Raw genomic sequence first — 23,568 nt, 5'->3', positions numbered from 1 at the left:
TCGCCGTGTGCGTGGTCGACCGCGCCCCGTCCGACCGGCCCCGACGGGTCCTTCGCGCCGGGATAGAGTCTGCGCGTGAGAAGTTGGCCGATGCCGTTCGTCCCCAAGGTTCCCGGCAGTGCACCCGAGGTGCGAGTCCGCGACACGGCATCCGGAGAGCTCGTGCCCGCCGCCCGCGGTGACCTCGTCACCCTCTACGTCTGCGGCATCACGCCCTACGACGCCACCCACATGGGTCACGCGGCGACGTACGTCACCTTCGACCTGCTCGGTCGGGTCCTGCGCGACAGCGGGCACGCGGTGCGCTACGTCCAGAACATCACCGACATCGACGACCCGCTGCTCGAGCGGGCCGAGCGCGACGGCGTCGACTGGCGAGACCTCGCGACCCGGGAGATCGCGCTCTTCCGCGAGGACATGACCGCCCTGGCCGTCATCCCGCCCGACGAGTACCTCGGCGCCGTCGAGAGCATCCCCACCTTCGTCGGCCCCATCGAGAAGCTCGTCGCCGACGGCTGGGCGTATGCCGTGCCGGCGCCGGATGCCTCCCGCGAGGGTGCGCAGGACCACTACTTCGACGTGGCCCGGGACCCTCGGTTCGGCTCGGTCAGCCACCTCGACGAGGCCGGCATGATGGAGGTCTTCGCCGAGCGCGGCGGCGACCCCGACCGTCAAGGCAAGCGCAACCGCCTCGATGCCCTGCTGTGGCGCGCGCACCGCGAGGGCGAGCCCGAGTGGGACGGCGGCAGCCTCGGCTCGGGTCGTCCCGGGTGGCACATCGAGTGCGCCTGCATCGCGCTCGACCACCTCGGCATCCCCGTCGACGTCCAGGGTGGCGGCACCGACCTCGTCTTCCCGCACCACGAGATGAGCTCGGCGCACGGTCGTGCGCTCAGCGGCTCCGAGTCGTTCGCCGGGTCCTTCGTGCACCAGGGAATGGTGGGCCTCGACGGCGAGAAGATGAGCAAGAGCAAGGGCAACCTCGTCCTCGTCTCACAGCTGCGTCGCGACGGGGTCGACCCGATGGCGATCCGGCTGGCGCTGCTCGCCCGCCACCACGCGCACGACTGGATGTGGACCGACGGCCAGCTCGTCGAGGCGCAGCAGCGGCTCGCCACGTGGCGCGAGGCGCTGTCGGGCAACGGCGGACCCGTCGCCGACCAGACGGTCGACGACATCCGGGCGGCCCTCGCCGACGACCTCGACAGCCCCCGGGCCCTCGAGGCCGTCGACCGCTGGGCCAGCCAGTCGCTGACCCGCGGGGGCGACGACCCGGGTGCTCCCGGTGTGCTCGGCCGGGCGCTGGACGCCCTGCTCGGCATCCGGATCTAGCCCGGACCCCGCCACACCCCGGGCGGGCCGGTCAGCGGCCGGTCAGCGGTCGGTCAGCGGCCGGTCTGGTCGTCGTCGCGCCCGCGGAGGTAGCGCTCGAACTCGCGCGCGATCGCGTCGCCGCTCGCCTCGGGCAGCTCGGCGGTGTCCTGCGCCTCCTCGAGGGACTGGACGTACTCGGCGACCTCCTCGTCGGACTGCGCGAGCTCGTCGACGCCGCGCTCCCACGCCCGGGCGTTCTCCTCGAGCTCGCCGTGCGGCACGGTGATGCCGAGGAGCGACTCGATGCGGCGCAGAAGGCTGAGGCTCGCCTTGGGCGACGGGGCGCCACCGGCGTAGTGCGGCACCGCGGCCCACGCGGAGACCGTCGGGATGCCCGCGTCGGAGGCCGCGTGGGTCAGCACGCCGACGATGCCGGTGGGGCCCTCGTAGCGTGAGGCCTCGACGTCGAAGCGGTGGATCGCCGCCTCGTCCTCGGCCGTGGCCGTGACCGGGATCGGTCGCGTGTGCGGCACGTCGGCGAGCAGGGCGCCGACGGTGACGATCGTCGTGACGCCGAGCTGGTCGGCGAGCTCGAGCAGCTCGATCGAGAAGGCCCGCCAGCGCATCGACGGCTCGATGCCCTGCACGAGCACGACGTCGCGGTCGAAGCCGGTTTCGGTCGCGACGAGGATGCGCGTCGTGGGCCAGGCCAGCATGCGCCGACCCTCCTCGAGCGACACGCGGGGGCGGTTGACCTGGAAGTCGTAGTAGTCCTCGGGATCGAAGGCCGCGACGACCTCCGCGTCCCAGACCTCCGCGAGGTGGCGGACCGCGCTCGTGGCGGCCTCGCCGGCGTCGTTCCAGCCCTCGAAGGCCGCGATGAGCACCGGATCGGTCAGCTCCGGCACATCCTCGAACTCCAGCACCATGTCTCCTTCACCGTGGGCGCGCTCGCGTCCACACCTCCAGCCTAGGACCTGCCGCCACCGATGCGCCGGAGTCCCGCCGGCGGGCGCGCCCCACGCGTGAGCCGGACGGGGTATGCCGTGTGCACGCGTCGCGTGCCCRCAGTGCGGGCGGCGACGCGCCGGACACGGCAGGTCCGTAGAATCGGGCCGGTCCCGTCACTCGGCACGAAACCCGTGCCGCCGAGAGGAGCCACGTTGTCCCAGTCGCAGCAGCGACCCGACGCCACCGAGAGCCTGACCGCCACCCTCGGTCAGCGCATCATGATCCTCGACGGCGCCATGGGCACGGCCATCCAGCGCGACCGGCCCGACGAGGCCGGCTACCGCGGGGAGCGCTTCGCGGACTGGCCGAGCGACGTCCAGGGCAACAACGACCTCCTGACGCTGACTGCGCCAGAGATCATCGCCGGGATCCACCGCGAGTACCTCGAGGCCGGTGCCGACATCATCGAGACGAACACCTTCAACGCCAACGCGATCTCGCTGTCCGACTACGGCATGGAGGAGCTCGCCTACGAGCTGAACTTCGAGGCCGCCGCGCTGGCCCGCCGCGAAGCCGACGCGATGACGGAGCGCGAGCCCGACCGGCCGCGCTACGTCGCCGGGGCGCTCGGGCCGACGACGCGTACGGCCTCGATCTCACCCGACGTCAACGACCCCGGCGCGCGCAACGTCTCCTACGACCAGCTCGTCGCGGCCTACCTCGAGGCGGCCCGCGGGCTCGTCGACGGCGGCAGCGACCTCATCTTCATCGAGACGATCTTCGACACGCTCAACGCCAAGGCAGCGATCTTCGCCGTCGAGACGCTCTTCGAGGAGCAGGGTCGCCGCTGGCCGGTCGTCGTCTCCGGCACCATCACCGACGCGTCCGGGCGCACCCTGTCCGGCCAGGTGACCGAGGCGTTCTGGGACTCGATCCGGCACGTGTCACCGCTGGCCGTCGGGCTCAACTGCGCCCTCGGTGCCAAGGAGATGCGCCCGTACATCGCCGAGATGGCCCGTCTGGCCGACTCGTTCGTCTCGTGCTACCCCAACGCCGGTCTGCCCAACGCCTTCGGCGAGTACGACGAGGCGCCCGACGAGACCGCGGGCATCGTCGGCGAGTTCGCCGAGGCGGGGCTCGTCAACCTCGTCGGCGGCTGCTGCGGGACGACCCCCGACCACATCGCGGCCATCGCGCGGGCCGTCGACGGCAAGCCCGTCCGCGAGCTCGCGACCAACGCTCCCGCGATGCGGCTGTCCGGGCTCGAGCCGTTCACCATCACCGACGACAGCCTCTTCGTCAACGTCGGAGAGCGCACCAACATCACCGGCTCGGCTCGCTTCCGCACGCTCATCAAGGACGGCGACTACGACACCGCCCTGTCCGTGGCCGCGCAGCAGGTCGAGAACGGCGCCCAGGTCATCGACGTCAACATGGACGAGGGGATGATCGACGGTGTCGCGGCCATGGACCGCTTCCTCAAGCTCGTCGCGAGCGAGCCCGACATCAGCCGCGTGCCCGTCATGGTCGACTCCTCGAAGTGGGAGGTCATCGAGGCCGGGCTCAAGTGCGTGCAGGGCAAGGCGATCGTCAACTCGATCTCCCTCAAGGAAGGCGAGGAGCCGTTCCTCCGGCAGGCCCGGCTCGTCCGCAAGTACGGCGCCGCCGCGGTCGTCATGGCCTTCGACGAGGACGGCCAGGCCGACTCGCTCGAGCGGCGCCAGCAGATCTGCTCGCGGGCCTACCGCCTCCTCACCGAGGAGGTCGGCTTCCCGGCCGAGGACATCATCTTCGACCCCAACGTCTTCGCCGTCGCGACCGGCATCGAGGAGCACGCCTCCTACGGCCTGGACTTCATCGAGGCGACGCGCTGGATCAAGGAGAACCTCCCCGGGGCCAAGGTGTCCGGTGGCATCTCCAACGTGTCGTTCAGCTTCCGCGGCAACAACCCCGTGCGCGAGGCGATCCACGCCGTCTTCCTCTACCACGCGATCGCCGCAGGCCTCGACATGGGCATCGTCAACGCGGGCGCCCTGGCGGTCTACGACGAGGTCGACGCGGAGCTGCGTGACCGCATCGAGGACGTCGTGCTCAACCGGCGCCCCGACGCCGCGGAGCGGTTGCTCGAGATCGCGGAGGAGTACAACAAGGTCGGTCAKGCGGCGGAGGTCAGCGAGGAGGAGTGGCGCGCCCTGCCGCTGGGCGAGCGCATCACGCACGCGCTCGTCAAGGGCATCGACGCGCACGTCGAGGCGGACACCGAGCTGCTCCGCGCCGAGATCGCCGAGCGCGGCGGCCGGCCCATCGAGGTGATCGAGGGTCCGCTCATGGACGGCATGAACGTCGTCGGAGACCTCTTCGGCGCCGGCAAGATGTTCCTCCCGCAGGTCGTCAAGAGCGCGCGTGTCATGAAGAAGGCCGTCGCCTACCTCATCCCGTTCATCGAGCAGGAGAAGATCGACGACCCCTCCCTGGCGACGCAGAAGGACACCAACGGCACGATCGTCATGGCCACGGTCAAGGGCGACGTCCACGACATTGGCAAGAACATCGTCGGGGTCGTGCTCCAGTGCAACAACTACGAGGTCATCGACCTGGGCGTCATGGTCCCGGCGCAGAAGATCCTCGACGCGGCGCGCGAGCACGACGCCGACATCATCGGGCTCTCGGGGCTCATCACGCCCTCGCTCGACGAGATGGTCGGCTTCGCCGCCGAGATGCAGCGCCAGGGCCTGACCATCCCGCTCCTCATCGGTGGCGCGACGACCTCGCGCGCGCACACAGCGGTCAAGGTCGACCAGAAGTACGACGGTCCGGTCGTCTGGGTCAAGGACGCCTCTCGCTCGGTGCCGACCGCCGCGGCCCTGCTCAGCGACGAGCTGCGGCCCGCCCTCATGGCCAAGGTCAAGGAGGACTACGACTCGCTGCGGGCCCGTCACGCGGGCAAGGCGGACCGGCCGCTGCTCGCGCTCGAGGACGCCCGGGCGCGACGCACGCCGGTCGACTGGTCCGGTTACCGTCCGCCGCACCCGCACCTGCTGCTCCAGCAGGACCACGACGTCTCCTCGATCACCCGCTCGCACCGGATCTCGCAGCACGTCAAGGTGTTCCGCAGCTACCCCCTCGGTGAGCTGCGTCGCTACATCGACTGGCAGCCGTTCTTCAACGCGTGGGAGATGAAGGGCAGCTTCCCCGACATCCTCAACAACCCGGCCAGCGGCCAGGCAGCGCGCAAGCTCTACGACGACGCGCAGGCCATGCTCGACCAGCTCATCGAGGAGCGGTGGCTGACCGCCAACGGCGTCATCGGCTTCTTCCCTGCCAACTCCGTGGGCGACGACGTCGAGGTCTACCTCGACGACGCCCGCACCGAACCCCTCGCCGTGCTGCACCACCTGCGCCAGCAGGGCGACCACCGCGCCGGTGTGCCCAATCGCTCGCTCGCCGACTACGTCGCCCCGAAGGGGACGCAGGACTGGATCGGTGGCTTCGCGGTCACGGCCGGTCTCGGCGGCGCCGAGCGGGTGGCGGCGTTCCGGGCCGACCTCGACGACTACAACGCGATCCTGCTCGAGTCGCTCGCGGACCGCCTCGCCGAGGCGTTCGCCGAGCGCATGCACGAGCGGGTCCGCAAGGAGTTCTGGGGCTACGCGCCCGACGAGCACCTCGACAACGTCGCGCTCATCAAGGAGCAGTACGCCGGCATCCGCCCGGCGCCCGGTTATCCCGCCTGCCCCGAGCACACCGAGAAGGAGACGCTCTGGCGCCTGCTCGACGTCGAGGCCAACACGGGCATGACCCTGACGGAGAGCATGGCCATGGCGCCCGGCGCCTCGGTCTCTGGCTGGTACTTCTCATACCCGCAGTCGCAGTACTTCGTCGTGGGCCGGCTCGGCCGCGACCAGGTGCAGGACTATGCCGACCGCAAGGGCTGGACGCTGGCCGAGGCCGAGCGCTGGCTGTCCGCCAACCTCGCCTACGACCCGGAGGACTGACCCGGTGACCCTCTCGCACACCGCCGACCCCGACCGCACGGTGCCGGCCCTGCCGGCGGCCGTCCTGTGGGACATGGACGGCACCCTCGTCGACACCGAGCCCTACTGGATCCAGGCGGAGCACGAGCTCGTCGCGGGCCACGGGGGTGTCTGGAACGACGACTTCGCCCACCAGCTCGTCGGCAACGCACTCGAGGTCTCGGCACAGCTGATCATCGACCAGTCGGGGATCTCGCTGACGGTGCCCGAGATCATCGATGCCCTGCTCGAGCGGGTCATCGCCCAAGTCGAGCGGCGCGTCCCGTGGCGTCCCGGAGCGCGTGAGCTGCTGCTCGAGCTCGGCGCCCTCGGGGTGCCGTCCCTGCTCGTGACGATGTCGTGGCGCTCGCTCGCCGACACGGTCGTGAGGCGCCTGCCGGAGGGCGCCTTCGACCACCTCGTGACCGGCGACGAGGTCAGCCACGGCAAGCCGCACCCGGAGCCCTACCTCGCGGCGGCCCGCCTCGTCGGGGCCGACCCGGCGGACTGCATCGCCATCGAGGACTCGCCTGCCGGGGTGCGGTCCGCGACCGCCGCCGGGGTGCCGACGATCGCCATCCCGCACGTCGTACCCGTGCCCTCGATCGACGGCGCCGTCCACCTCGACACGCTCGCCGGGGTCGGTGCGGCCGACCTCACGACGATCGTGTCGCGCCGGCGCTCTCCTCGCTGAGGCGCGCCAGCGTCCGCAGCTGACGCCGCATCATCACGAGGTCGCCCCAGGCGAGCGCGGTCGACCGCGCCCACGCGAGGGCCGACTCGGCCCGGGGGAGTGCGATGTCGCCGCGCAGGGTCGTCCTGCCCTCCGGACCGCCCGGGAGCGGGACCGTCTGGTAGACGAGCGGCAGCCGCCCGAAGAGGCGTATGCCGGTCGGCGCGGGCATGGCGTACCAGGTGGGCCGGGAGGGCTGATGCGCCGAACTCGCCCCAGCGCCAAGGGAGCCCGTCGCGCTCCGTGGGTCCGCCGGCGGGGCCGGCGCTCACCGGCGCCCCTTGCGCTTCGGGCCACCTCCGCGCGCCGCGCCCTTGCGCCCGGTCTGCTGGGCGCGCCGGGAAGCGCCGTGGGCGCGGGACGTGGCCGAGCTCTTGGCGGTCTTCGAGGTCTTGGCGGGCTTGGCGTGGCCACGCTGCTCGGTCGGCCCGTCCGAGCCGGACGGCGAGGCCGCGTCGGACGGGCCGCCACGGGTGCTGCGCTCCGTGCGGCCGCGGACGATGCCGATGAAGTCCTCGATGCGCGGGTCGTCGTCGTCGATCCTCCAGGCAAGGGCGACCCGTGAGGGTGCGACCCCGGTCACGGGGCGGTGGACGACGTCCTTGCGGTGGTGCAGGCGGGCGACCGACATCGGCACGACGACGATCCCGGAGCCGGTGGCCACCACGGACACCGCCTGCTTCGTCGTCATGGGTGGCATGGCTGTGGCCCGGGCTCGGATCTCTGGCGCCGCGACGGCCGTCCACTCGGGCACGAGCGCGGGGTCCTGCATGAGGACCTCCTCGCCGAGGTCGGCGACGTCGACCTCGTCGAACGCGGCGATGACGTGCTCCTTGGCCACGACGACGACCGGCACCTCCTCGTAGAGAGGGATGACGTGCAGACCGTCGCGGTCGACCGGCAGCCTCAGGAGCACCATGGACGATGTCCCGTCGCGCAGGTGGGCCAGGGCATCGGCGTCCTCGACGGGTGCCGCCTCGAGGGGAGAGTCCGGCAGGCGCTGGCCCCACACGCGCAGCCACTTGTCCGGCGTCACGCCGGGCACGAACTCGACGCGGAACGGATCCGTCATGGTGTGCCTTCGCGGTCGGGGCAGGTCGCTCCCGAGGCTAGTCCACGTGGACATGTCGCCGCCGTGCGGAGGGGACACCGCCGGAACGCCGGGCGACACCCGTGGCGGGCCACGGGCCGGGGACAGGCCGGGCGAGCGCGGGCAGACGTGGTCGGGCGACGCCCTAGGCTGGACCCATGCCCACGCCGAAGCCGCAGACCATGAAACCCCAGACGGCCGCGAAGAAGCTCGGCGTCCTGCTGTCCGAGACCCCCGCGGACTTCCAGGAGGGTGTCGTCAGCCGCACCGAGCTCAACGCGTTGCAGGCCGAGCCGCCGGAGTGGCTCGCGACGCTGCGCCGCAACGGACCCCACACGCGCCAGGAGACGGCACGGCGACTCGGCATCTCCAACTCGGGCCTGACCCGCGGCGGGGTCGGAGAGCACCTGACGACCGACGAGATCAAGGCCGTCATCGACGAGATGCCCGCCTGGCTCGTGGCCGAGCGCGAGATCTTCGCGCAGGTCCGCGCCGAGGACGCGCGCCTCAAGGCACGCGACACCGGACGGCCCTGATCGCATGAGCGAGACGGTCCGGACGTTCCGCACCACCCTCGAGGCCACGGGCGGCAACAACGTGGGCATCGTGGTCCCTGACGAGGTCATGGCGGCCTTCGCTCGCGGCAAGCGGGTGCCCGTATCCGTGACCGTGGACGGCGGGTACACGTACCGGACCTCGGTCGCTTCCATGGGCGGTCGCTTCCTCGTGTCCTTCAACGCCGAGACGCGGGCCGCGACCGGGCGTGGCGCCGGTGACGAGGTCGAGGTCCGGCTCGAGGTCGACGACGCGCCGCGCGAGGTCGAGGTGCCCCAGGCGCTCCGGGCGGTCCTCGACCCCGACCCCGCTCTCACGGCCGCCTGGACGGCTCTGTCCGCCAGCAAGCGGAAGGCCCATGCCCTCACCGTGTCCTCGGCCAGGACCGACGAGACCCGCGAGCGGCGACTGTCGCAGGTGGTCGAGACCCTCCGGGACGGTGGCCGGCCCTAGTCCAGCTCGTCGCGGCGACGCGTCAAGTGGGCCGACTCGGCCGTGTTGCCCGCGAGCTCGATCGCCCGAGTGTAGGCCGCCCGCGCCTCCTCGCCGCGACCCACCCGGCGCAGCAGGTCGGCCCGGACCGCATGGTAGGCGTGATAGCCGGACAAGGGTTCCCCGAGAGGCTCGACGACGGCCAGCGCCACCTGCGGTCCGTCGAGCTCGGCGAGGGCGACCGCCCGGTTCAGGGCGACCACCGGCGAGGGTTCCAGATGGTGGAGCTGGTCGTAGAGGGCGACGACCTGTGACCAGTCGGTGTCGCGCATGGTGCGAGCCGAGGTGTGCACGGCGTTGATGGCGGCCATGATCTGGTAGCGACCCGGAGCCGCCCCCGCATCGAGCCGCTCACGCACGAGACGGTGGCCTTCGGCGACCAGGGCCCGGTCCCAGACGTTGCGGTCCTGCTCGTCGAGGGGGACCAGCTCACCGCCCGGTGAGACCCGGGCACTCCGGCGGGCGTCGGTGAGCAGCATCAGGGCGAGGAGGCCGGCCACCTCGCCGTCGTCGGGCAGGAGGTCGCGGAGCATCCGGGTGAGCCGGATCGCCTCGCCGGTGAGGTCCTGGCGGATCGGATCGGTGTCCGCGCCGGAGGTGAGGTAGCCCTCGTTGAAGACGAGGAAGAGCACGGCGAGCACGCCGGACACCCGAGCCGGCAGGTCCTCCGCGGTCGGCACGCGGTACGGGATGCGCGCGGCCGCGATCTTGGCCTTGGCCCGCGTGAGGCGCCGAGCCATCGCGGACTCCTGCACGAAGAAGGCCCTCGAGATCTCGGGCACGGTCAGGCCACCGACCATTCGCAGCGTCAGGGCGACCCGCGCCTCCATCGCGAGGGCGGGGTGACAGCACGTGAAGACGAGTCGGAGCCGGTCGTCGTCGAGGACGCCGAGCGGCTCGGTCTCGTGGTGGTCGTGCACCATGGCTGCCTCCCGGTGCTTGTGGTCACGCTTGCTCTCGCGCCGGACCCGGTCGATCGCCTTGCGGTTGGCGGTCGTCGTCAGCCACGCGCCGGGGTTCGGGGGTGTGCCCTCGGACGGCCACCGCTCGACGGCGGTGGCGAACGCCTCGGCCGCAGCGTCCTCGGCGAGGCCAAGATCACCGAACCGCCGGGTCAGGGAGGCGACGACCCGGGCCCACTCGTCGTGGTGGGCCCGGGTGAGCTCATCGCGGACGTCGGGTGGGYTCACAGGAACGGACGCACCTCGATCTTGCGGTTGCACGCCCTGGAGCCCTCGGCGGCGAGCCTGAGCACCACGTCGAGGTCCGGCGCCTCGAGGATCCAGAAGCCGACGAGGTACTCCTTCGACTCGACGAAGGGCCCGTCGGTGAAGACCGCCTCGCTCCCTCGGTTGTCGACGACCGTGGCGGGGTCCGGGGAGCCGAGGCCCCCGGCGAAGACCCAGTACCCCTCGGACCGGAGCCGGTCGTTGAAGGCGTCGACGGCGGCCTCCTCGGTGGCGGTCTCGGGGCCGGTGCCGTCGTCGATCACGGATACGAGGTACTGCATGTCGGATCATCTCCTGTGCCTCGGGCCGCCCTTCGCGGGCGGGCTCTCACCTCTGCTACGAACACCTCGGTCCGGATCGGACAGCGCGGCCGGGAACTGATTCTTGCTGGGTGGCAGGGACTCCGTGCCGAGCTCAGCGGTGCTGGGCTGTCCAGGCCCCGGCTCTCGCCGCCTCGGCGATGAGGTCGGCGACCTCGGCGTGGTTCTCACGGACGAGCCCGGTCGTCACGCGCACGTGGCCTTCGGGTCCGGCGACGTGCTCGACCGAGAACGGTGACCCCGGGGTGACCGCGATGCCTTGGCTCGCGAGCCGGAGCACTGCGGCGGCCTCGTCGCGCACCGGCACCCAGATGTTGAGCCCGTCGGTGCCGGGCACCTCGATGCCGTGCTCGGCGAGGCGACCGACGACGAGCTCCCGACGACGGGCGTACTCGGCACCGGCCGATGCGATCCCGCGCGCGCAGGCCTCGTCGCGGAGCAGGCCGGCGAGGACCCGCTGGAGCAGCCGGCTCGTCCAGCCCTGCCCGATGGCCCGCGCGTGCCGCACCGGGGCGAGCAGCGCGTCCGGGCCGCTCAGCGCGGCGATCCGCAGGTCCGGACCGTGCGACTTGCTGAAGCTGCGGATGTGAAGCACCTGGTGGGGGATCCACCGACCGAGGCTGGTCGCGGCCGACGTCGAGATCGGGCCGCTCGAGTCGTCCTCGATGACGATGCAGTCACGACCCTCGAACAGCGCAGCGAGTCGTCGCGCCCGGGTCGGCGACATGGACACGCCGGTCGGGTTCTGTCCTCGAGGCTGGATGACGACCGCCGCGGGTCGGCGCGGCAGCAGGGACTCGACGGCGTCCAGGTCGAGGCCCGTCTCGTCGAGCGGGACGCCGACGACCGCGACCCCCCGGTCCTCGAGCAGGTCGAGCAGGGGAGGGAACCCCGGGTCCTCGACGAGCACGAGGTCACCCGGGCGCAGCAGCGCCCGGGTGAGCAGGTCCAGCGCGTCCATCGCGCCGTCGACGACGAGGAGGTCGTCGGCGGCATACGGCCAGTCGCGCACGAGCTCCTGCCGCAGGTCGTCGAGCACGGGGTCGTCGAGGTAGCTGCTCGGCGTCGTCGGGTCGGTCAGTGCGGACAGCACCGGCACGAGCGGGGGCAGCAGGGTGCTGTCGGGGATGCCGGTCGACAGGTCGAGGCTCACCGGCGACTCGTGCCGCAGCGCCCGGGTGTAGCGCTCGCCGCCTCGGGCCGTGGGCGCCACGGTCGTGCCCCGGCGGCCGTCCGACCGGATGGTCCCCGACCGGGCGAGCAGCTGCCAGGCCGCGCTCACGGTCGTCGGCGACATCATCAGCTCCTCGGCGACCCGGCGGATCGGGGGCAGCTGGTCGCCCGGCACGAGGGTGGCGTCGCGGATCGCCCGGGACACGGCCTGGGCGAGGCCCTTGGCGGTGGGGGCGTCGAGGCGCTCCTCGATGGAGGAGATGACGGCGCGCATGTTCGTAACATAGCAATCGATGCTTTGTATGGGGTCGAAGTGGCACGTACCGTGAGGTGCATGACGACCCCCACCGTGACGTCCATCGACCACTGGATCTCCGGCGCTCGCGTGCCCGGCACCTCCGGGCGCACCGCCCCGGTGCACGACCCGGCGACCGGCCGCCAGACCGGCGAGGTGCCGCTCGCCTCCACCTCCGAGGTGGACGACGCCGTCAAGACCGCGGTCGCCGCCGGACGCGACTGGCGCACCAGCTCCCTGTCGCGGAGGGCCGCCGTCCTCTTCGCCTTCCGCGAGCTGCTGCACACGCGCACCGACGAGCTGGCCGCGATCGTCACCGCCGAGCACGGCAAGGTGCTCTCCGACGCGGTGGGCGAGATCGCCCGCGGCCTCGAGAACGTCGAGTTCGCCACCGGTGTGCCGCAGCTGCTCAAGGGCGGCTTCTCGGAACAGGCCGCGAGCGGTATCGACGTCTACAGCATCCGCCAGCCACTCGGCGTCGTCGCCGGCGTCACGCCCTTCAACTTCCCCGTCATGGTGCCGCTCTGGATGTGCGCCAACGCCATCGCCTGCGGCAACAGCTTCGTGCTCAAGCCCAGCGAGAAGGACCCCTCGGCCGCGCTCTTCCTCGCCGAGCTCTGGAAGGATGCCGGCCTGCCCGACGGCGTCTTCACGGTCGTGCACGGCGACAAGGAGGCGGTCGACGCGCTCCTCGACCACGACGACATCGCGGCGGTCAGCTTCGTCGGCTCGACCCCCATCGCGAAGTACATCTACGAGCGCGGCACCGCTAACGGCAAGCGGGTCCAGGCTCTCGGCGGCGCGAAGAACCACGCGCTCGTGCTGCCCGACGCCGACATCGACATGGCGGCCGACGCCATCGTCTCCGCCGCGTACGGCGCCGCGGGTGAGCGGTGCATGGCCCTGTCCGTCGCGGTCGCCGTCGGTGACGTCGGCGACGACCTCGTCTCCGCGATCTCCAGCCGCCTGCCGAAGCTCACCGTCGGGCCGGGCGCGGCGGAGGGCACCGACATGGGTCCGCTCATCACCCGCGAGCACCGCGACAAGGTGGCCGGCTACGTGGCGGCCGGCGCCGAGGCCGGCGCAACGGTCGTCGTCGACGGACGCGAGCAGGACGTCCCCGAGGACGGCTTCTTCCTCGGCATGACCCTGCTCGACGACGTGACGCCGGACATGACCGTCTACCGTGACGAGATCTTCGGGCCGGTCCTGTCGGTCGTGCGCGTCGCCACCTACGACGAGGGTCTGGCGCTCATCAACCGCAACCCGTACGCCAACGGCACCGCGATCTTCACCCGCGACGGTGGCGCCGCCCGCCGCTTCCAGAACGAGGTCGAGGTCGGCATGGTCGGGATCAACGTGCCGATTCCCGTCCCGGTCGCCTACTACTCCTTCGGCGGCTGGAAGGACTCGCTCTTCGGCGACACCCACATGTACGGACCCGAGGGCATCAACTTCTACACGCGCGGCAAGGTCGTGACGCAGCGGTGGCCCGACCCGGCCACCTCGTCCGTCGACCTCGGCTTCCCGCGCACCCGCTGAGAGAGAAGGACCCACCCATGACCGACCTCGACCAGCGCAGCGTCATCGCCGACCTCCTCGACGGGATGACGGAGCAGCAGGTGCGCACCCTCGACCGCGACCACGTCTTCCACTCGTGGTCAGCCCAGGGACTCATCGACCCGCTGCCCATCGCCCGGGCCCAGGGCTCCTACTTCTGGGACTACGACGACAAGCGCTACCTCGACTTCAGCAGCCAGCTCGTCAACGTCAACATCGGCTACAACCACCCGAAGGTCGTCGCCGCGATCCAGGAGCAGGCGGCCCGTCTCGCGACGATCGCGCCGTCCTTCGCCAACGACGCCCGCAGCGAGGCCGCCCGGCTCATCACCGAGGTCGCGCCCGACGGGCTGTCCGCGGTCTTCTTCACCAACGGTGGGGCCGAGGCCAACGAGAACGCGATCCGGATGGCCCGGCTGCACACGGGCCGGCACAAGGTGCTCGCGACGTACCGCAGCTACCACGGCGCCACCGGCGGCTCGATCACCCTGACCGGCGACCCGCGGCGCTGGCCCTCGGAGCCCGGCCTGTCGGGGATCGTCCACTTCTGGGGCCCCTACACCTATCGTTCGGCCTTCCACTCCGAGTCCGAGGAGCAGGAGCGCGACCGTGCGTTGTCGCACCTGCGCGACACGATCATGGTCGAGGGTGGGCACACGATCGCCGCGATCATCCTCGAGACCGTGGTGGGCACCAACGGCATCCTCGTCCCGCCGGACGGCTACCTCCAGGGCGTCCGTGACCTCTGCGACGAGCACGGGATCATCCTCATCGCCGACGAGGTCATGGCCGGCTTCGGGCGATGTGGCGAGTGGTTCGCCGTCGACCGCTGGGGCATCCGCCCCGACCTCATCACCTTCGCCAAGGGCGTCAACTCCGGCTACGTCCCGCTCGGCGGCGTCGTCATCTCGGACGAGATCCGGGCGACCTTCGACCAGCGGGCCTTCCCGGGCGGACTGACCTACTCGGGCCACCCGCTCGCCTGCGCCTCGGCCGTCGCCTCGATCAACGCGTTCCGCGAGGAAGGCATCATCGAGAACGCCCGGAGCCTCGGCACCGACGTCATCGGCCCGCGCCTGCGCGAGATCGCGGCGAAGCACCCCAGTGTCGGCGACGTCCGCGGCCTGGGCGTCTTCTGGGCCGTGGAGCTCGTGCGCGACCGCGAGACGCGTGAGCCGCTCGTGCCCTACAACGCCTCGGGTGAGGCGGCCGTGCCGATGGCGGCCTTCGCCGTGGCCTGCAAGGAGCGCGGGCTCTGGCCGTTCACCCACTTCAACCGCACCCACGTCGTGCCCCCGTGCACGACGACCCCGGCAGAGGTCGAAGAGGGGCTGGCGGTGCTCGACGAGGCTCTCGACGTCGCCGACGAGTTCACCGTCTGAAGGCTGGCCTCTGGCCGAAGCCAAGGCGCACGTATGCAGCCGGGCCCGCCCGGCGGCATACGTGCTCGGTCGTCGAGTGGGGTCAGGCGTCGAGCTCGACGAGTCCGGTGACGGAGGGGTCGACGGCGCGCTGGGCGGCGTCGACGGGCAGCGGCGGGGGAGTGCCACCCCATGCCGGGCACAGCGCGCGGTGGTCGCACCAGTCGCACAGCCGGCTCGGGCTGGGACGCCAGTCACCCGTCGACGCGGCTCGCTCGATGGCCTGCCAGAGCGCCTTGACCTTGCGCTCGGTCCCGAGCAGGTCCTGCTCGTCGGGCTCGTAGGCGACGATCTCGCCGTTGCCGAGGTAGACGAGCTGGAGGCGCTTGGGGATGACGCCGCGCTGGCGCCAGAGCACGAGCGCGTAGAACTTCATCTGGAAGAGGGCCTTGGCCTCGAAGTGCTCGGAAGGCGAGCGGCCCGTCTTGTAGTCGACGACGCGCATCGCTCCGCCCGGGGCCACGTCGAGCCGGTCGACGTAGCCGCGCAGGACGAGCCCGTCGACCTCGGTCTCGACGTAGAGCTCGCGCTCGGCCGGCTCGAGCCGCGTCGGGTCCTCGAGACCGAACCACGTCTGGAGCAGGGTCGCCGCGCCGGCGAACCACTCGTCGGTGCGACCGCCGTGCTCGGCGAGCAGGTCAAGCATCGCCGGCTCCTCCTCGGCGAGGCGCTCCCACTCCTGGGGGACGAGCCCCACCGCGGCGTCGATGGTGCGCTCGGTCGCGGGGAGGTCGAAGAGCCGCTCGAGGACGGCGTGGACGAGCGTGCCCCGGGCGGTCGCCTGCGTCGGCGCCGACGGGAGCTTGTCGATGACCCGGAAGCGATAGAGCATCGGGCACGACATGAAGTCGGAGGCCCGACTCGGGGACAGCGCTGCAACCATGGGGCGACTGTATGCCGCGGGGCCGACACCGCACGGCCGGCACCCACAGCCCACGCACGGGACCGGCACAGGGAGGCGGGTCAGGCAGGGCATAGGGTCGAGCCCATGAGCACTCCCGCCCGCCCGGACACCTCCCACGGGTGGCGGATCGGCAGTCTCGCGGGGACCCCGGTCTACCTCGGTCGGTCCTGGCCGGTCATCGCCGTGCTCATCGTCGTCGTCTTCGGGCCCAACCTGTCGAGGTCCGACCGCGGTGCGTCCTACGGCTACCTGCTCGCCGCGGCCTACGCCGTGCTGCTGCTCGTCTCGGTGCTCGTGCACGAGGCTGCCCACGCCTTCGCGGCCCGGTGGCGGGGACACCCGGTCAGCCGGATCGTCGCTGACGTCTGGGGCGGTCACACCGTCTACGACGCGACCCGCACCTCGCCGAGCACGACGGCCATCGTCGCCGTCGTCGGGCCGCTGTCCAACCTCGCGCTCGCCGGGGTCGTCTGGGGCCTGCGGGCCCTGACGACGAACGAGACCGCGCTGACCCTCCTCGGCATCGTCGCCTTCGCCAACGTCCTCGTCGGCGTCTTCAACCTCCTCCCGGGCCTGCCCCTCGACGGCGGCCAGATCGTCAGCGCCCTCGTGTGGCGCGCCACGGGCAGCAAGGGGCGCGGCCTCGTCACGGCGGGGTGGCTCGGACGCGTCGTCGCGGTGCTGACCGTCGCGTGGTTCGCCCTACGTCCCCTCGCCGAGGGCCGGGCACCCGAGATCTTCGACCTCGTCTGGCCGTTCGCCATCGCCTTCTTCCTCTGGCAGGGCGCGACGGGGGCGATCCGGGCCGGTCACATCCACGAGGCGACCGCCGGCCGCGCGACCGACGTGCTCGAGCCGCTGTCCCTCGTCGCGGGCACGGCGACCGTGGCCGAGGTCGAGACCGCGGTGGCCTCGGGGGCGTGGGTGGCTGCTGCGGACCCGACGGGGTGGCCGCTCGGTGTCGTCGACGCCGACTCCGCGGCCGGCGTGCCTGTCGACAGCCGGGCCCGGACGGCGATCGCGTCGGTCACGCTGGCCCAGCCCGCGTCGTGGGTCGTCGCCCTGCCGCCGGAGGCCGTGCTCACCGACCTCATCCGGGTCATGAGCGAGCGCGAGCTCTCGCTCGCCGTCGTCGTCGACGAGGCCACCCGCGACATCCGCGGCCTGGCGAGCGCGGAGCGCATCAACGCGGTCGTCGGCGCCGAGCTGGCCCGTCGCGGTCGTCGCTGACGCGCGTCCACGAAGTCGCCGCTGCACGCCGGTGCCGACGGCGTATGCCGTCGGGCGCGGTTCCCGAGGCATGTCCCGTGATGCTCGTCTTCCCGGCGAGCACCTCGATGCCGTTCGCTGTCCACACCCCCTCGTCGGCTCGGCCGGTCGTCCACAGGGTGCCGCGCTCGGCAGCGAGCCCGGCACGGACGCGTCACCGTTGGCGCAGGGCCCGACGAGCGGGCCGGAGGGAGGCACCATGAGGACGAGCCGGAGCGAGACGACGACGGGCACTGGCGCGGTCGCGTCCCGGTCCGCGAGGAGCCCACGTCGACGGGCGCCCGAGGGGACCGCCGACGAGGCGACGCCGGACGCCGCGTCGGTGCCGGGGCGCAACGAGGTCGTCCTGAGCGGGCGGCTCGGCGCCGAGGCGGAGGAGCGCGAGCTGCCGAGCGGTGACCGCATCGCGACGCTGCGCGTCGTCGTGCCTCGCGAGCCGCCGTCCGGGCGCCGCCGCGCGACCGCCGACGAGCCCAGGCGGGCGACGGTCGACACCATCGACGTCGTGTGCTGGACGGCGGCGACCCGTCGGAGCGCGCTCCGCCTGCGCGGGGGCGACGTCGTCGAGGTCGAGGGCGCGCTCCGTCGGCGGTTCTTCGGCGGCGCGGCAGGTCGCCAGAGCCGCTACGAGGTGGAGGCGACGGCCCTCCGCAGGGTGTCCGGAGCAGGTCGCGCCGGCACCTAGACTGTGCTCCCATGAGCGCTCCCACGACCGACGCCGAGCAGCCCGACGCCGAGCACGCCACGCCCGACGCCGAGCCCGACGCCGAGCCCGACGCGAGCGCGGGTCCGGAGCGGTCCCACGTCCCCGGCGCGCACGACCGCCGCGGCGTCTTCGAGGTGGGGGAGCGCATCCAGCTGACCGACCCGAAGGGTCGCCTGCACACGATCACGCTCGAGCCCGGGCGCGAGTTCCACACGCACCGCGGCTTCCTGCGCCACGACGACCTCATCGGCTCCCACGACGGCTCCGTCGTGACGAACACCGCCGGGGTCGAGTACCTCGCCCTGCGGCCGCTGCTCAGCGACTACGTCATGTCGATGCCGCGCGGCGCGGCAGTCGTCTACCCGAAGGACTCGGGCCAGATCGTGCAGATGGCCGACATCTTCCCGGGGGCGACGGTCGTCGAGGCCGGCGTCGGCAGCGGTGCGCTGTCGATGTCGCTGCTGCGCGCCATCGGTGAGCGCGGCCGCCTGCTGTCGTTCGAGCGTCGCGAGGACTTCGCGGAGATCGCCCGCGGCAACGGCCGCGCGTTCTTCGGCGGTGACCACCCGGCCTGGACCGTCACGGTCGGTGACCTCGTCGAGTCGCTCCCGTTCGTCGCCGAGGCCGGGACCGTCGACCGGGTCGTGCTCGACATGCTCGCGCCCTGGGAGTGCCTCGACGCCGTCTCCGACGCGCTCATCCCCGGCGGCGTGCTCATCTGCTACGTCGCCACGACGACCCAGCTGAGCCGCGTGGCCGAGGGCATCCGCGCCCACGGCGGCTTCACCGAGCCGTCGGCCTGGGAGTCGCTCGTGCGCGGGTGGCACCTCGAGGGGCTCGCCGTGCGTCCCCAGCACCGGATGCACGGACACACCGGCTTCCTCATCACGACCCGTCGCCTCGCTCCCGGCGTCGTCCCGCCCGAGCGCAAGCGTCGTCCGGCCAAGGGCGCCTACGGCGACGCGGGTGACGCCGGCACGACGTCCGTCGACGACCGAGACGCCCCAGCGGGTGCCCCCACGCCCGTCGCCGGCTCGACGGCCTCGACGGACATTCCTGCGGACGCGTGGACACCCGAGGCGCTCGGCGAACGCGTCAAGAGCGACAAGACGATCCGACGCGTCCGCCGATCACTGGCTGAAACGTCCGACGACATCGGCTGACACGGGGTTAGGGTCGAATCGTCACTATGTGCGAGTGACGGATTGAGGAGGCCGAGATGTCTGATGACGTCCGCAACCCAGACCCCGAAGGTGCCGCCGGCGCCGGAGTCCCCGGAGCGGGGGACCGCGAGCTCGCAGCCCTGCGCGCCGAGGTCGAGTCGCTGCGCCAGGTGGCGCGACACTCGCCCCAGCGCACCCGTGAGCTCGAGGCGCGGCTGGCCCACGTCCAGACGAGCCTGTCGACGCTGTCGTCCCAGAACGAGCGCCTCGTGCGCACGCTCAAGGACGCGCGCGAGCAGATCGTCACGCTGAAGAAGGAGGTCGACCGTCTCGCGCAGCCGCCGAGCACCTACGGCCTCGTCGTCGACCCGCCCGAGGACGGCTCGATCGACATCATCACCGGTGGCCGGAAGATGCGCGTCGCGATCAGCCCGTCGGTCGACCAGGTGGAGCTCGGTCTCGGTCGTGAGGTCATGCTCAACGAGGCCCTCAACGTCGTCTCCGTCCACGGCTACGAGCGCGTGGGCGAGGTCGTCACGGTCAAGGAGCGTCTCGACGACGACCGCGTCGTCGTCGTGACGCACGGCGACGAGGAGCGCGTGTGCCGCATCGCCACGCCCCTGCTCGGCGAGCACTTCCGCGTCGGCGACTCCCTCACCCTCGACCCGAGGTCCAACTTCGTCCACGAGGTCGTGCCCAAGCTCGAGGTCGAGGAGCTCGTCCTCGAGGAGGTGCCCGACGTCGAGTACGAGGACATCGGTGGCCTCGCCGGCCAGATCGAGGCGATCCGGGACGCCGTCGAGCTGCCCTTCCTGCACCCCGAGCTCTACAAGGAGCACGCGCTCAAGCCGCCGAAGGGCGTGCTGCTCTACGGTCCTCCCGGCTGTGGCAAGACGCTCATCGCCAAGGCGGTCGCCGCGTCCCTCGCCCGTCAGGTCGCCGCTCGCACGGGCAAGCAGACCGAGAAGAGCTACTTCCTCAACATCAAGGGCCCCGAGCTGCTCAACAAGTACGTCGGCGAGACCGAGCGGCACATCCGGCTCATCTTCCAGCGGGCCCGTGAGAAGGCCTCCGACGGCACGCCCGTCGTCGTCTTCTTCGACGAGATGGACTCGCTCTTCCGCACCCGCGGATCGGGCGTCTCCAGCGACGTCGAGACGACGATCGTGCCGCAGCTGCTCGCCGAGATCGACGGCGTCGAGCGCCTCGACAACGTCATCGTCATCGGCGCCTCCAACCGCGAGGACATGATCGACCCCGCCATCCTGCGACCGGGCCGTCTCGACGCCAAGATCAAGATCGAGCGCCCCGACGCCGAGAGCGCGCGCGACATCTTCAGCAAGTACCTCACCGAGTCGCTGCCGCTCCACGAGCACGACCTCGCCGTCAACGGCGGTGACCGCGACGCGACCGTCGAGGCGATGATCACGGCCGCCGTCGAGCGGATGTACTCCGAGATGGAGGAGAACCGCTTCCTCGAGGTGACCTACCAGGGCGGCGACAAGGAGATCCTCTACTTCAAGGACTTCAACTCGGGCGCGATGATCCAGAACATCGTCGACCGGGCCAAGAAGCTCGCGATCAAGGACTTCCTGACGACCGGCCAGAAGGGCATCCGCGTCGAGCACCTGCTCAACAGCTGCGTCGACGAGTTCAAGGAGAACGAGGACCTGCCCAACACGACCAACCCCGACGACTGGGCGCGGATCAGCGGCAAGAAGGGCGAGCGCATCGTCTACATCCGCACGCTGCTCAAGGGCAAGGACGGCACCGAGCCGGGCCGGTCCATCGCGACGGCCAACACCGGCCAGTACCTCTGACCCGAGTCGTATGCCGTGTGGCCGGGACGCGTCCCGGCCACACGTGGCCTCTCGACGGTCTGGGACGGGTGGGGTCAGGCGCGGCGCAGCGACGAGCGGGCGCGGCGGACGGCATACGCCCCGAGGGCACGCCAGCCGAGCAGGAAGAGCGCCAGCACGACCGAGGCGACCACGACGAAGCTGACGGCCGTGCCCGACCCGACCGCGTGCCGCAGCAGCATGCCGACGAGGACGGTCGCGAACCACACGGTCACGCCGGGGGCGACGTCGAGCGGCCATGACCGGCGCACCACCCGCACGACGAGCCAGCCGAGGCCGGTCCCGACGAGGAAGGGCCAGGCTGTCGACAGGACACCGAGCACCGGGCTCGACTCGTCGTGGCTCGCCCGACCGACCGCCGCGAAGACGAGGACGAGCGCGACGTCGAGGAGCAGAGCGACCGCAGGGCGGCGCCACCAGACGGGTCGGCTCATGAGGGCGTGTCGAAGGGGAGCTTGGCCTGCGGCGGCGCGTGGGTGGGGTCGACGCCCTCGAAGAGCGAGCTGACCGAGCGTCCGTGGTGGATGCGGCTGATGGCCTCGGCGAAGAGGGCCGACACCGACCGCACCTTGAGCTCGGGCCAGCCGTCGGGCGCCGGGACGGTGTCGGTCGTGACGACCTCGGTGACGAAGGGGTGGTCACGCAGCCGCTCGACGGCCTTGCCGGCGAAGAGGCCGTGGGTGCAGACGATCGCGGCCTCGGTCGCGCCGGCGTCCTTGAGGCGGTCCATCAGCTCGAGCATCGAGCCGCCCGTCGCGATCTCGTCGTCGAGGATGATCGCCCGGCGACCCGAGACGTCGCCGACGATCGAGTCGATGACGACGCGGTCGTCGGCCACCCGCTGCTTCGAGCCGGCCGCGACGGGCAGCCCGAGCAGGCGGGCGAACTGGGTCGCGACCTTGGCGTTGCCGAGGTCGGGGCTGACGACGATCGAGTTGTCGAGGTCGTTGTCACGGAAGTGGTCCGCGAGGACCCCGATCGCGGTCAGGTGATCGACGGGCGTCGAGAAGAAGCCGTGCACCTGGGGAGCGTGGAGGGCCATGGTCAGGACCCGGTGGCAGCCGGCCGTCGAGATCATGTCGGCCACGAGCCGTCCGCCGAGGGAGATGCGCGAGGCGTCCTTCTTGTCCGAGCGGGCGTAGGCGTAGTGCGGCATGACCGCGGTGATCTGAGCCGCCGAGGCGCCACGCGCCGCGTCGATCATGAGGAGCAGCTCCATGAGGTGCTCCTGCGTCGGCGGCACGAGCGGCTGGACGATGTAGACGTCGCGCTGGCGGCAGTTGGCGAGCAGCTGTGCCTGCAGGCAGTCGTTGCTGAACCGTTTGATGTCGACGGGGGACCGGGTCACCCCGAGATGGGAGCAGATCCGGTCGGCCAGGGTGGGGTGCGCCGAGCCGCTGAACACGACGACATCGTTCACTTCGAGACCATCCCTCACGAGACTCGCGTGCGTTCGCAGACTATCCGACCGTTCCCGGTCGCGCGTGCCGGGCGACCCACTGGGCGAGCTCCGCGCGAGCGGCGCCGCCGACCCGGGTGGCCCCGGGAAAGCTCATGAAGCCGTGCGGGACGCGAGGGTAGTTGGTGTGCTGCACCTCGACGCCAGCTGCGCGGAGGGCCTCGGCGTAGGCCGTCCCCTCGTCGCGGAGCGGGTCGAGGTCGGCCGTCTGGACGAGCGTGGCGGGCAGTCCGGTGAGGTCGTGGGCGTGCAGCGGGGAGACGAGGGGGTCGAGCGGGTCGAGGGCATCGTCGCCGTCGCCGAGGTAGTGCGCGAGGAACGCGTCCATGTCGCTGCGGGTGAGGATCGGTGCGGCCGAGTGCTGGGCCACGGACGGCGAGCTCATCGTCGCGTCGACGGCCGGGTAGACAAGGGCCTCGTAGGCGACGTCGGCACCACCCTCGGAGCGGAGCACCTGGGCGGCCACGGCCGCGAGGTTACCGCCGGCCGAGTCGCCCGCGAGACCGAGACCGGTGTGCCGGACGCCGTCACCGGCGGCGTCGGACGCGGCCCAGCGGGCGGCGTCGATGCAGTCGTGGGCGGCCTGGGGTGCCCGGTGCTCCGGGGCGAGGCGGTAGTCGACGTTGAGCACGGCCACCCGGGCGCGGTCGGCGATCCAGGCGCAGATCGGGTCGTATCCCCGCGTGTTGCCGAGCACCCAGCCACCTCCGTGGAACCACAGCATCGCGGGAAGGGCCTCACCCGCGGCGTCCTTCGGACGGTAGGTGCGTACGGCGACGGGGTGGCCGTCCCGGGCGGCGAAGCTCGTCTCCGCGATCTCGACCCCCGCCGGTACCGGACCCGTGACCCACGTGAAGGGCAGCCGCGCAGGGGCGAACCACGCTCTGCTGCGGGCGATCTCGTCACCGGAGAGCATCCGGGAACCGTCGCGGGTGCGGCTCAGCACGCGAGCGAGCAGCTTGGTGCGCAGGGGCATGTCCCACGAGTCGGTGACCGTCACGGCGTCAGTCTCGCACCGCTTCCTGATGGTCGGCGCACCGGGCGCACGCACGCCCGCACGGC

At 71.8% G+C, this 23,568-nt stretch carries 21 protein-coding genes; 11 read left to right on the top strand and 10 right to left on the bottom strand.

Features of this window, described 5'->3' with window-relative positions; translation table 11 throughout:
* The first annotated feature begins 75 nt into the window (after positions 1 to 75).
* Positions 76 to 1,332 carry a cysteine--1-D-myo-inosityl 2-amino-2-deoxy-alpha-D-glucopyranoside ligase gene (gene mshC / locus AB4Y83_RS05910; RefSeq protein ID WP_442273512.1) on the top strand — a complete coding sequence of 419 codons (1,257 nt, stop codon included), beginning with the start codon at positions 76 to 78 and terminating at the stop codon, positions 1,330 to 1,332.
* A gap of 53 nt (positions 1,333 to 1,385) precedes the next feature.
* Here the strand turns inward: mshC and AB4Y83_RS05905 are convergent, their stop codons facing one another.
* A complete protein-coding gene (locus AB4Y83_RS05905; protein WP_056777770.1) occupies positions 1,386 to 2,240 on the bottom strand; it encodes a PAC2 family protein in 855 nt (284 codons plus the stop codon).
* Positions 2,241 to 2,477: 237 nt separating this feature from the next.
* On the opposite strand from AB4Y83_RS05905, the gene metH reads away from it, so the two are divergent.
* Positions 2,478 to 6,260 carry a methionine synthase gene (gene metH, locus AB4Y83_RS05900; RefSeq protein WP_442296285.1) on the top strand — a complete coding sequence of 1,261 codons (3,783 nt, stop codon included), beginning with the start codon at positions 2,478 to 2,480 and terminating at the stop codon, positions 6,258 to 6,260.
* Positions 6,261 to 6,264: 4 nt separating this feature from the next.
* A complete protein-coding gene (locus AB4Y83_RS05895) occupies positions 6,265 to 6,972 on the top strand; it encodes an HAD family hydrolase (protein ID WP_442273510.1) in 708 nt (235 codons plus the stop codon).
* On the opposite strand, the gene AB4Y83_RS05890 is transcribed toward AB4Y83_RS05895, so the two are convergent.
* Both AB4Y83_RS05890 and AB4Y83_RS05885 read right to left on the bottom strand, forming a co-directional pair.
* Positions 6,935 to 7,183 (bottom strand): hypothetical protein, encoded by a 249-nt coding sequence (locus AB4Y83_RS05890; protein WP_442273509.1) that lies wholly within the window; start codon positions 7,181 to 7,183, stop codon positions 6,935 to 6,937. The genes AB4Y83_RS05895 and AB4Y83_RS05890 overlap by 38 nt on opposite strands.
* Before the next feature lie 96 nt (positions 7,184 to 7,279).
* Positions 7,280 to 8,083, bottom strand: a complete 804-nt coding sequence (locus AB4Y83_RS05885) for a LysR substrate-binding domain-containing protein (RefSeq protein ID WP_442273508.1) — start codon at positions 8,081 to 8,083, stop codon at positions 7,280 to 7,282.
* Between the two features lie 176 nt (positions 8,084 to 8,259).
* On the opposite strand from AB4Y83_RS05885, the gene AB4Y83_RS05880 reads away from it, so the two are divergent.
* Together AB4Y83_RS05880 and AB4Y83_RS05875 are read left to right on the top strand one after the other, a co-directional pair.
* Positions 8,260 to 8,637 carry a DUF5997 family protein gene (locus AB4Y83_RS05880; RefSeq protein WP_442273507.1) on the top strand — a complete coding sequence of 126 codons (378 nt, stop codon included), beginning with the start codon at positions 8,260 to 8,262 and terminating at the stop codon, positions 8,635 to 8,637.
* Positions 8,638 to 8,641: 4 nt separating this feature from the next.
* Positions 8,642 to 9,109 carry a DUF1905 domain-containing protein gene (locus AB4Y83_RS05875; RefSeq protein ID WP_442273506.1) on the top strand — a complete coding sequence of 156 codons (468 nt, stop codon included), beginning with the start codon at positions 8,642 to 8,644 and terminating at the stop codon, positions 9,107 to 9,109.
* Here AB4Y83_RS05875 and AB4Y83_RS05870 read toward each other — a convergent pair.
* The 3 genes from AB4Y83_RS05870 to AB4Y83_RS05860 all read right to left on the bottom strand — a co-directional run bounded on the left by AB4Y83_RS05870 (position 9,106) and on the right by AB4Y83_RS05860 (position 12,144).
* Positions 9,106 to 10,338: an RNA polymerase sigma factor gene (locus AB4Y83_RS05870; protein WP_442296284.1), complete on the bottom strand. Its 1,233-nt coding sequence runs from the start codon at positions 10,336 to 10,338 to the stop codon at positions 9,106 to 9,108. The genes AB4Y83_RS05875 and AB4Y83_RS05870 overlap by 4 nt on opposite strands.
* Positions 10,335 to 10,658: a YciI family protein gene (locus AB4Y83_RS05865; protein WP_442273504.1), complete on the bottom strand. Its 324-nt coding sequence runs from the start codon at positions 10,656 to 10,658 to the stop codon at positions 10,335 to 10,337. The genes AB4Y83_RS05870 and AB4Y83_RS05865 overlap by 4 nt, the downstream gene beginning before the upstream one ends.
* Positions 10,659 to 10,791: 133 nt before the next feature.
* Complete coding sequence (locus AB4Y83_RS05860) at positions 10,792 to 12,144, bottom strand: aminotransferase-like domain-containing protein (protein WP_442273503.1); 1,353 nt, start codon at positions 12,142 to 12,144, stop codon at positions 10,792 to 10,794.
* 60 nt (positions 12,145 to 12,204) lie between these two features.
* Between AB4Y83_RS05860 and AB4Y83_RS05855 the strand changes: the two genes are divergently transcribed.
* Both AB4Y83_RS05855 and AB4Y83_RS05850 read left to right on the top strand, forming a co-directional pair.
* A complete protein-coding gene (locus tag AB4Y83_RS05855) occupies positions 12,205 to 13,707 on the top strand; it encodes a CoA-acylating methylmalonate-semialdehyde dehydrogenase (protein WP_442273502.1) in 1,503 nt (500 codons plus the stop codon).
* A 17-nt stretch (positions 13,708 to 13,724) separates the two neighbouring features.
* Complete coding sequence (locus tag AB4Y83_RS05850; protein WP_442273501.1) at positions 13,725 to 15,107, top strand: aspartate aminotransferase family protein; 1,383 nt, start codon at positions 13,725 to 13,727, stop codon at positions 15,105 to 15,107.
* A gap of 82 nt (positions 15,108 to 15,189) precedes the next feature.
* Here AB4Y83_RS05850 and AB4Y83_RS05845 read toward each other — a convergent pair whose 3' ends face one another.
* Positions 15,190 to 16,029, bottom strand: a complete 840-nt coding sequence (locus AB4Y83_RS05845; protein WP_056776992.1) for a RecB family exonuclease — start codon at positions 16,027 to 16,029, stop codon at positions 15,190 to 15,192.
* 105 nt (positions 16,030 to 16,134) lie between these two features.
* Here AB4Y83_RS05845 and AB4Y83_RS05840 point away from each other — a divergent pair, with 105 nt between their 5' ends.
* From AB4Y83_RS05840 to arc, 4 genes are all read left to right on the top strand, one after another.
* On the top strand, positions 16,135 to 17,280 hold the full coding sequence (locus AB4Y83_RS05840; RefSeq protein WP_442273500.1) for a site-2 protease family protein: 1,146 nt from the start codon (positions 16,135 to 16,137) through the stop codon (positions 17,278 to 17,280).
* 238 nt (positions 17,281 to 17,518) lie between these two features.
* Positions 17,519 to 18,004: a single-stranded DNA-binding protein gene (locus AB4Y83_RS05835; protein ID WP_442273499.1), complete on the top strand. Its 486-nt coding sequence runs from the start codon at positions 17,519 to 17,521 to the stop codon at positions 18,002 to 18,004.
* 11 nt (positions 18,005 to 18,015) lie between these two features.
* Positions 18,016 to 19,188 (top strand): tRNA (adenine-N1)-methyltransferase, encoded by a 1,173-nt coding sequence (locus tag AB4Y83_RS05830; RefSeq protein WP_442273498.1) that lies wholly within the window; start codon positions 18,016 to 18,018, stop codon positions 19,186 to 19,188.
* A 56-nt stretch (positions 19,189 to 19,244) separates the two neighbouring features.
* Positions 19,245 to 21,008 carry a proteasome ATPase gene (arc, locus tag AB4Y83_RS05825; RefSeq protein ID WP_442273497.1) on the top strand — a complete coding sequence of 588 codons (1,764 nt, stop codon included), beginning with the start codon at positions 19,245 to 19,247 and terminating at the stop codon, positions 21,006 to 21,008.
* 74 nt (positions 21,009 to 21,082) lie between these two features.
* On the opposite strand, the gene AB4Y83_RS05820 is transcribed toward arc, so the two are convergent.
* The 3 genes from AB4Y83_RS05820 to AB4Y83_RS05810 are packed head-to-tail and all read right to left on the bottom strand — an operon-like array spanning position 21,083 to position 23,506.
* On the bottom strand, positions 21,083 to 21,481 hold the full coding sequence (locus tag AB4Y83_RS05820) for a DUF3054 domain-containing protein (RefSeq protein WP_442273496.1): 399 nt from the start codon (positions 21,479 to 21,481) through the stop codon (positions 21,083 to 21,085).
* Entirely contained in the window at positions 21,478 to 22,467 is a 990-nt protein-coding gene (locus tag AB4Y83_RS05815; protein WP_442273495.1) for a ribose-phosphate diphosphokinase, read from the bottom strand. Before AB4Y83_RS05815 ends, AB4Y83_RS05820 begins: the two co-directional genes overlap by 4 nt.
* 40 nt (positions 22,468 to 22,507) lie before the next feature.
* Complete coding sequence (locus AB4Y83_RS05810; RefSeq protein WP_442273494.1) at positions 22,508 to 23,506, bottom strand: alpha/beta hydrolase; 999 nt, start codon at positions 23,504 to 23,506, stop codon at positions 22,508 to 22,510.
* Positions 23,507 to 23,568: the final 62 nt, after the last annotated feature.

Source organism: Terrabacter sp. RAF57, from assembly GCF_052113925.1.
GTDB lineage: Bacteria > Actinomycetota > Actinomycetes > Actinomycetales > Dermatophilaceae > Terrabacter.
Note: the sequence above shows the minus strand (reverse complement) of the source record. Positions and strands in the feature narration are given on the sequence as shown.

Coding starts and splice junctions, on each gene's coding strand:
- AB4Y83_RS05835 (WP_442273499.1), top strand. CDS start 17,519: ATGAGGACGAGCCGGAGCGAGACGACGACGGGCACTGGCGCGGTCGCG.
- AB4Y83_RS05840 (WP_442273500.1), top strand. CDS start 16,135: ATGAGCACTCCCGCCCGCCCGGACACCTCCCACGGGTGGCGGATCGGC.
- arc (WP_442273497.1), top strand. CDS start 19,245: ATGTCTGATGACGTCCGCAACCCAGACCCCGAAGGTGCCGCCGGCGCC.
- AB4Y83_RS05820 (WP_442273496.1), bottom strand. CDS start 21,481: ATGAGCCGACCCGTCTGGTGGCGCCGCCCTGCGGTCGCTCTGCTCCTC.
- AB4Y83_RS05875 (WP_442273506.1), top strand. CDS start 8,642: ATGAGCGAGACGGTCCGGACGTTCCGCACCACCCTCGAGGCCACGGGC.
- AB4Y83_RS05830 (WP_442273498.1), top strand. CDS start 18,016: ATGAGCGCTCCCACGACCGACGCCGAGCAGCCCGACGCCGAGCACGCC.
- AB4Y83_RS05865 (WP_442273504.1), bottom strand. CDS start 10,658: ATGCAGTACCTCGTATCCGTGATCGACGACGGCACCGGCCCCGAGACC.
- AB4Y83_RS05880 (WP_442273507.1), top strand. CDS start 8,260: ATGCCCACGCCGAAGCCGCAGACCATGAAACCCCAGACGGCCGCGAAG.
- AB4Y83_RS05855 (WP_442273502.1), top strand. CDS start 12,205: ATGACGACCCCCACCGTGACGTCCATCGACCACTGGATCTCCGGCGCT.
- AB4Y83_RS05890 (WP_442273509.1), bottom strand. CDS start 7,183: ATGCCCGCGCCGACCGGCATACGCCTCTTCGGGCGGCTGCCGCTCGTC.
- AB4Y83_RS05845 (WP_056776992.1), bottom strand. CDS start 16,029: ATGGTTGCAGCGCTGTCCCCGAGTCGGGCCTCCGACTTCATGTCGTGC.
- AB4Y83_RS05885 (WP_442273508.1), bottom strand. CDS start 8,083: ATGACGGATCCGTTCCGCGTCGAGTTCGTGCCCGGCGTGACGCCGGAC.
- AB4Y83_RS05850 (WP_442273501.1), top strand. CDS start 13,725: ATGACCGACCTCGACCAGCGCAGCGTCATCGCCGACCTCCTCGACGGG.
- AB4Y83_RS05860 (WP_442273503.1), bottom strand. CDS start 12,144: ATGCGCGCCGTCATCTCCTCCATCGAGGAGCGCCTCGACGCCCCCACC.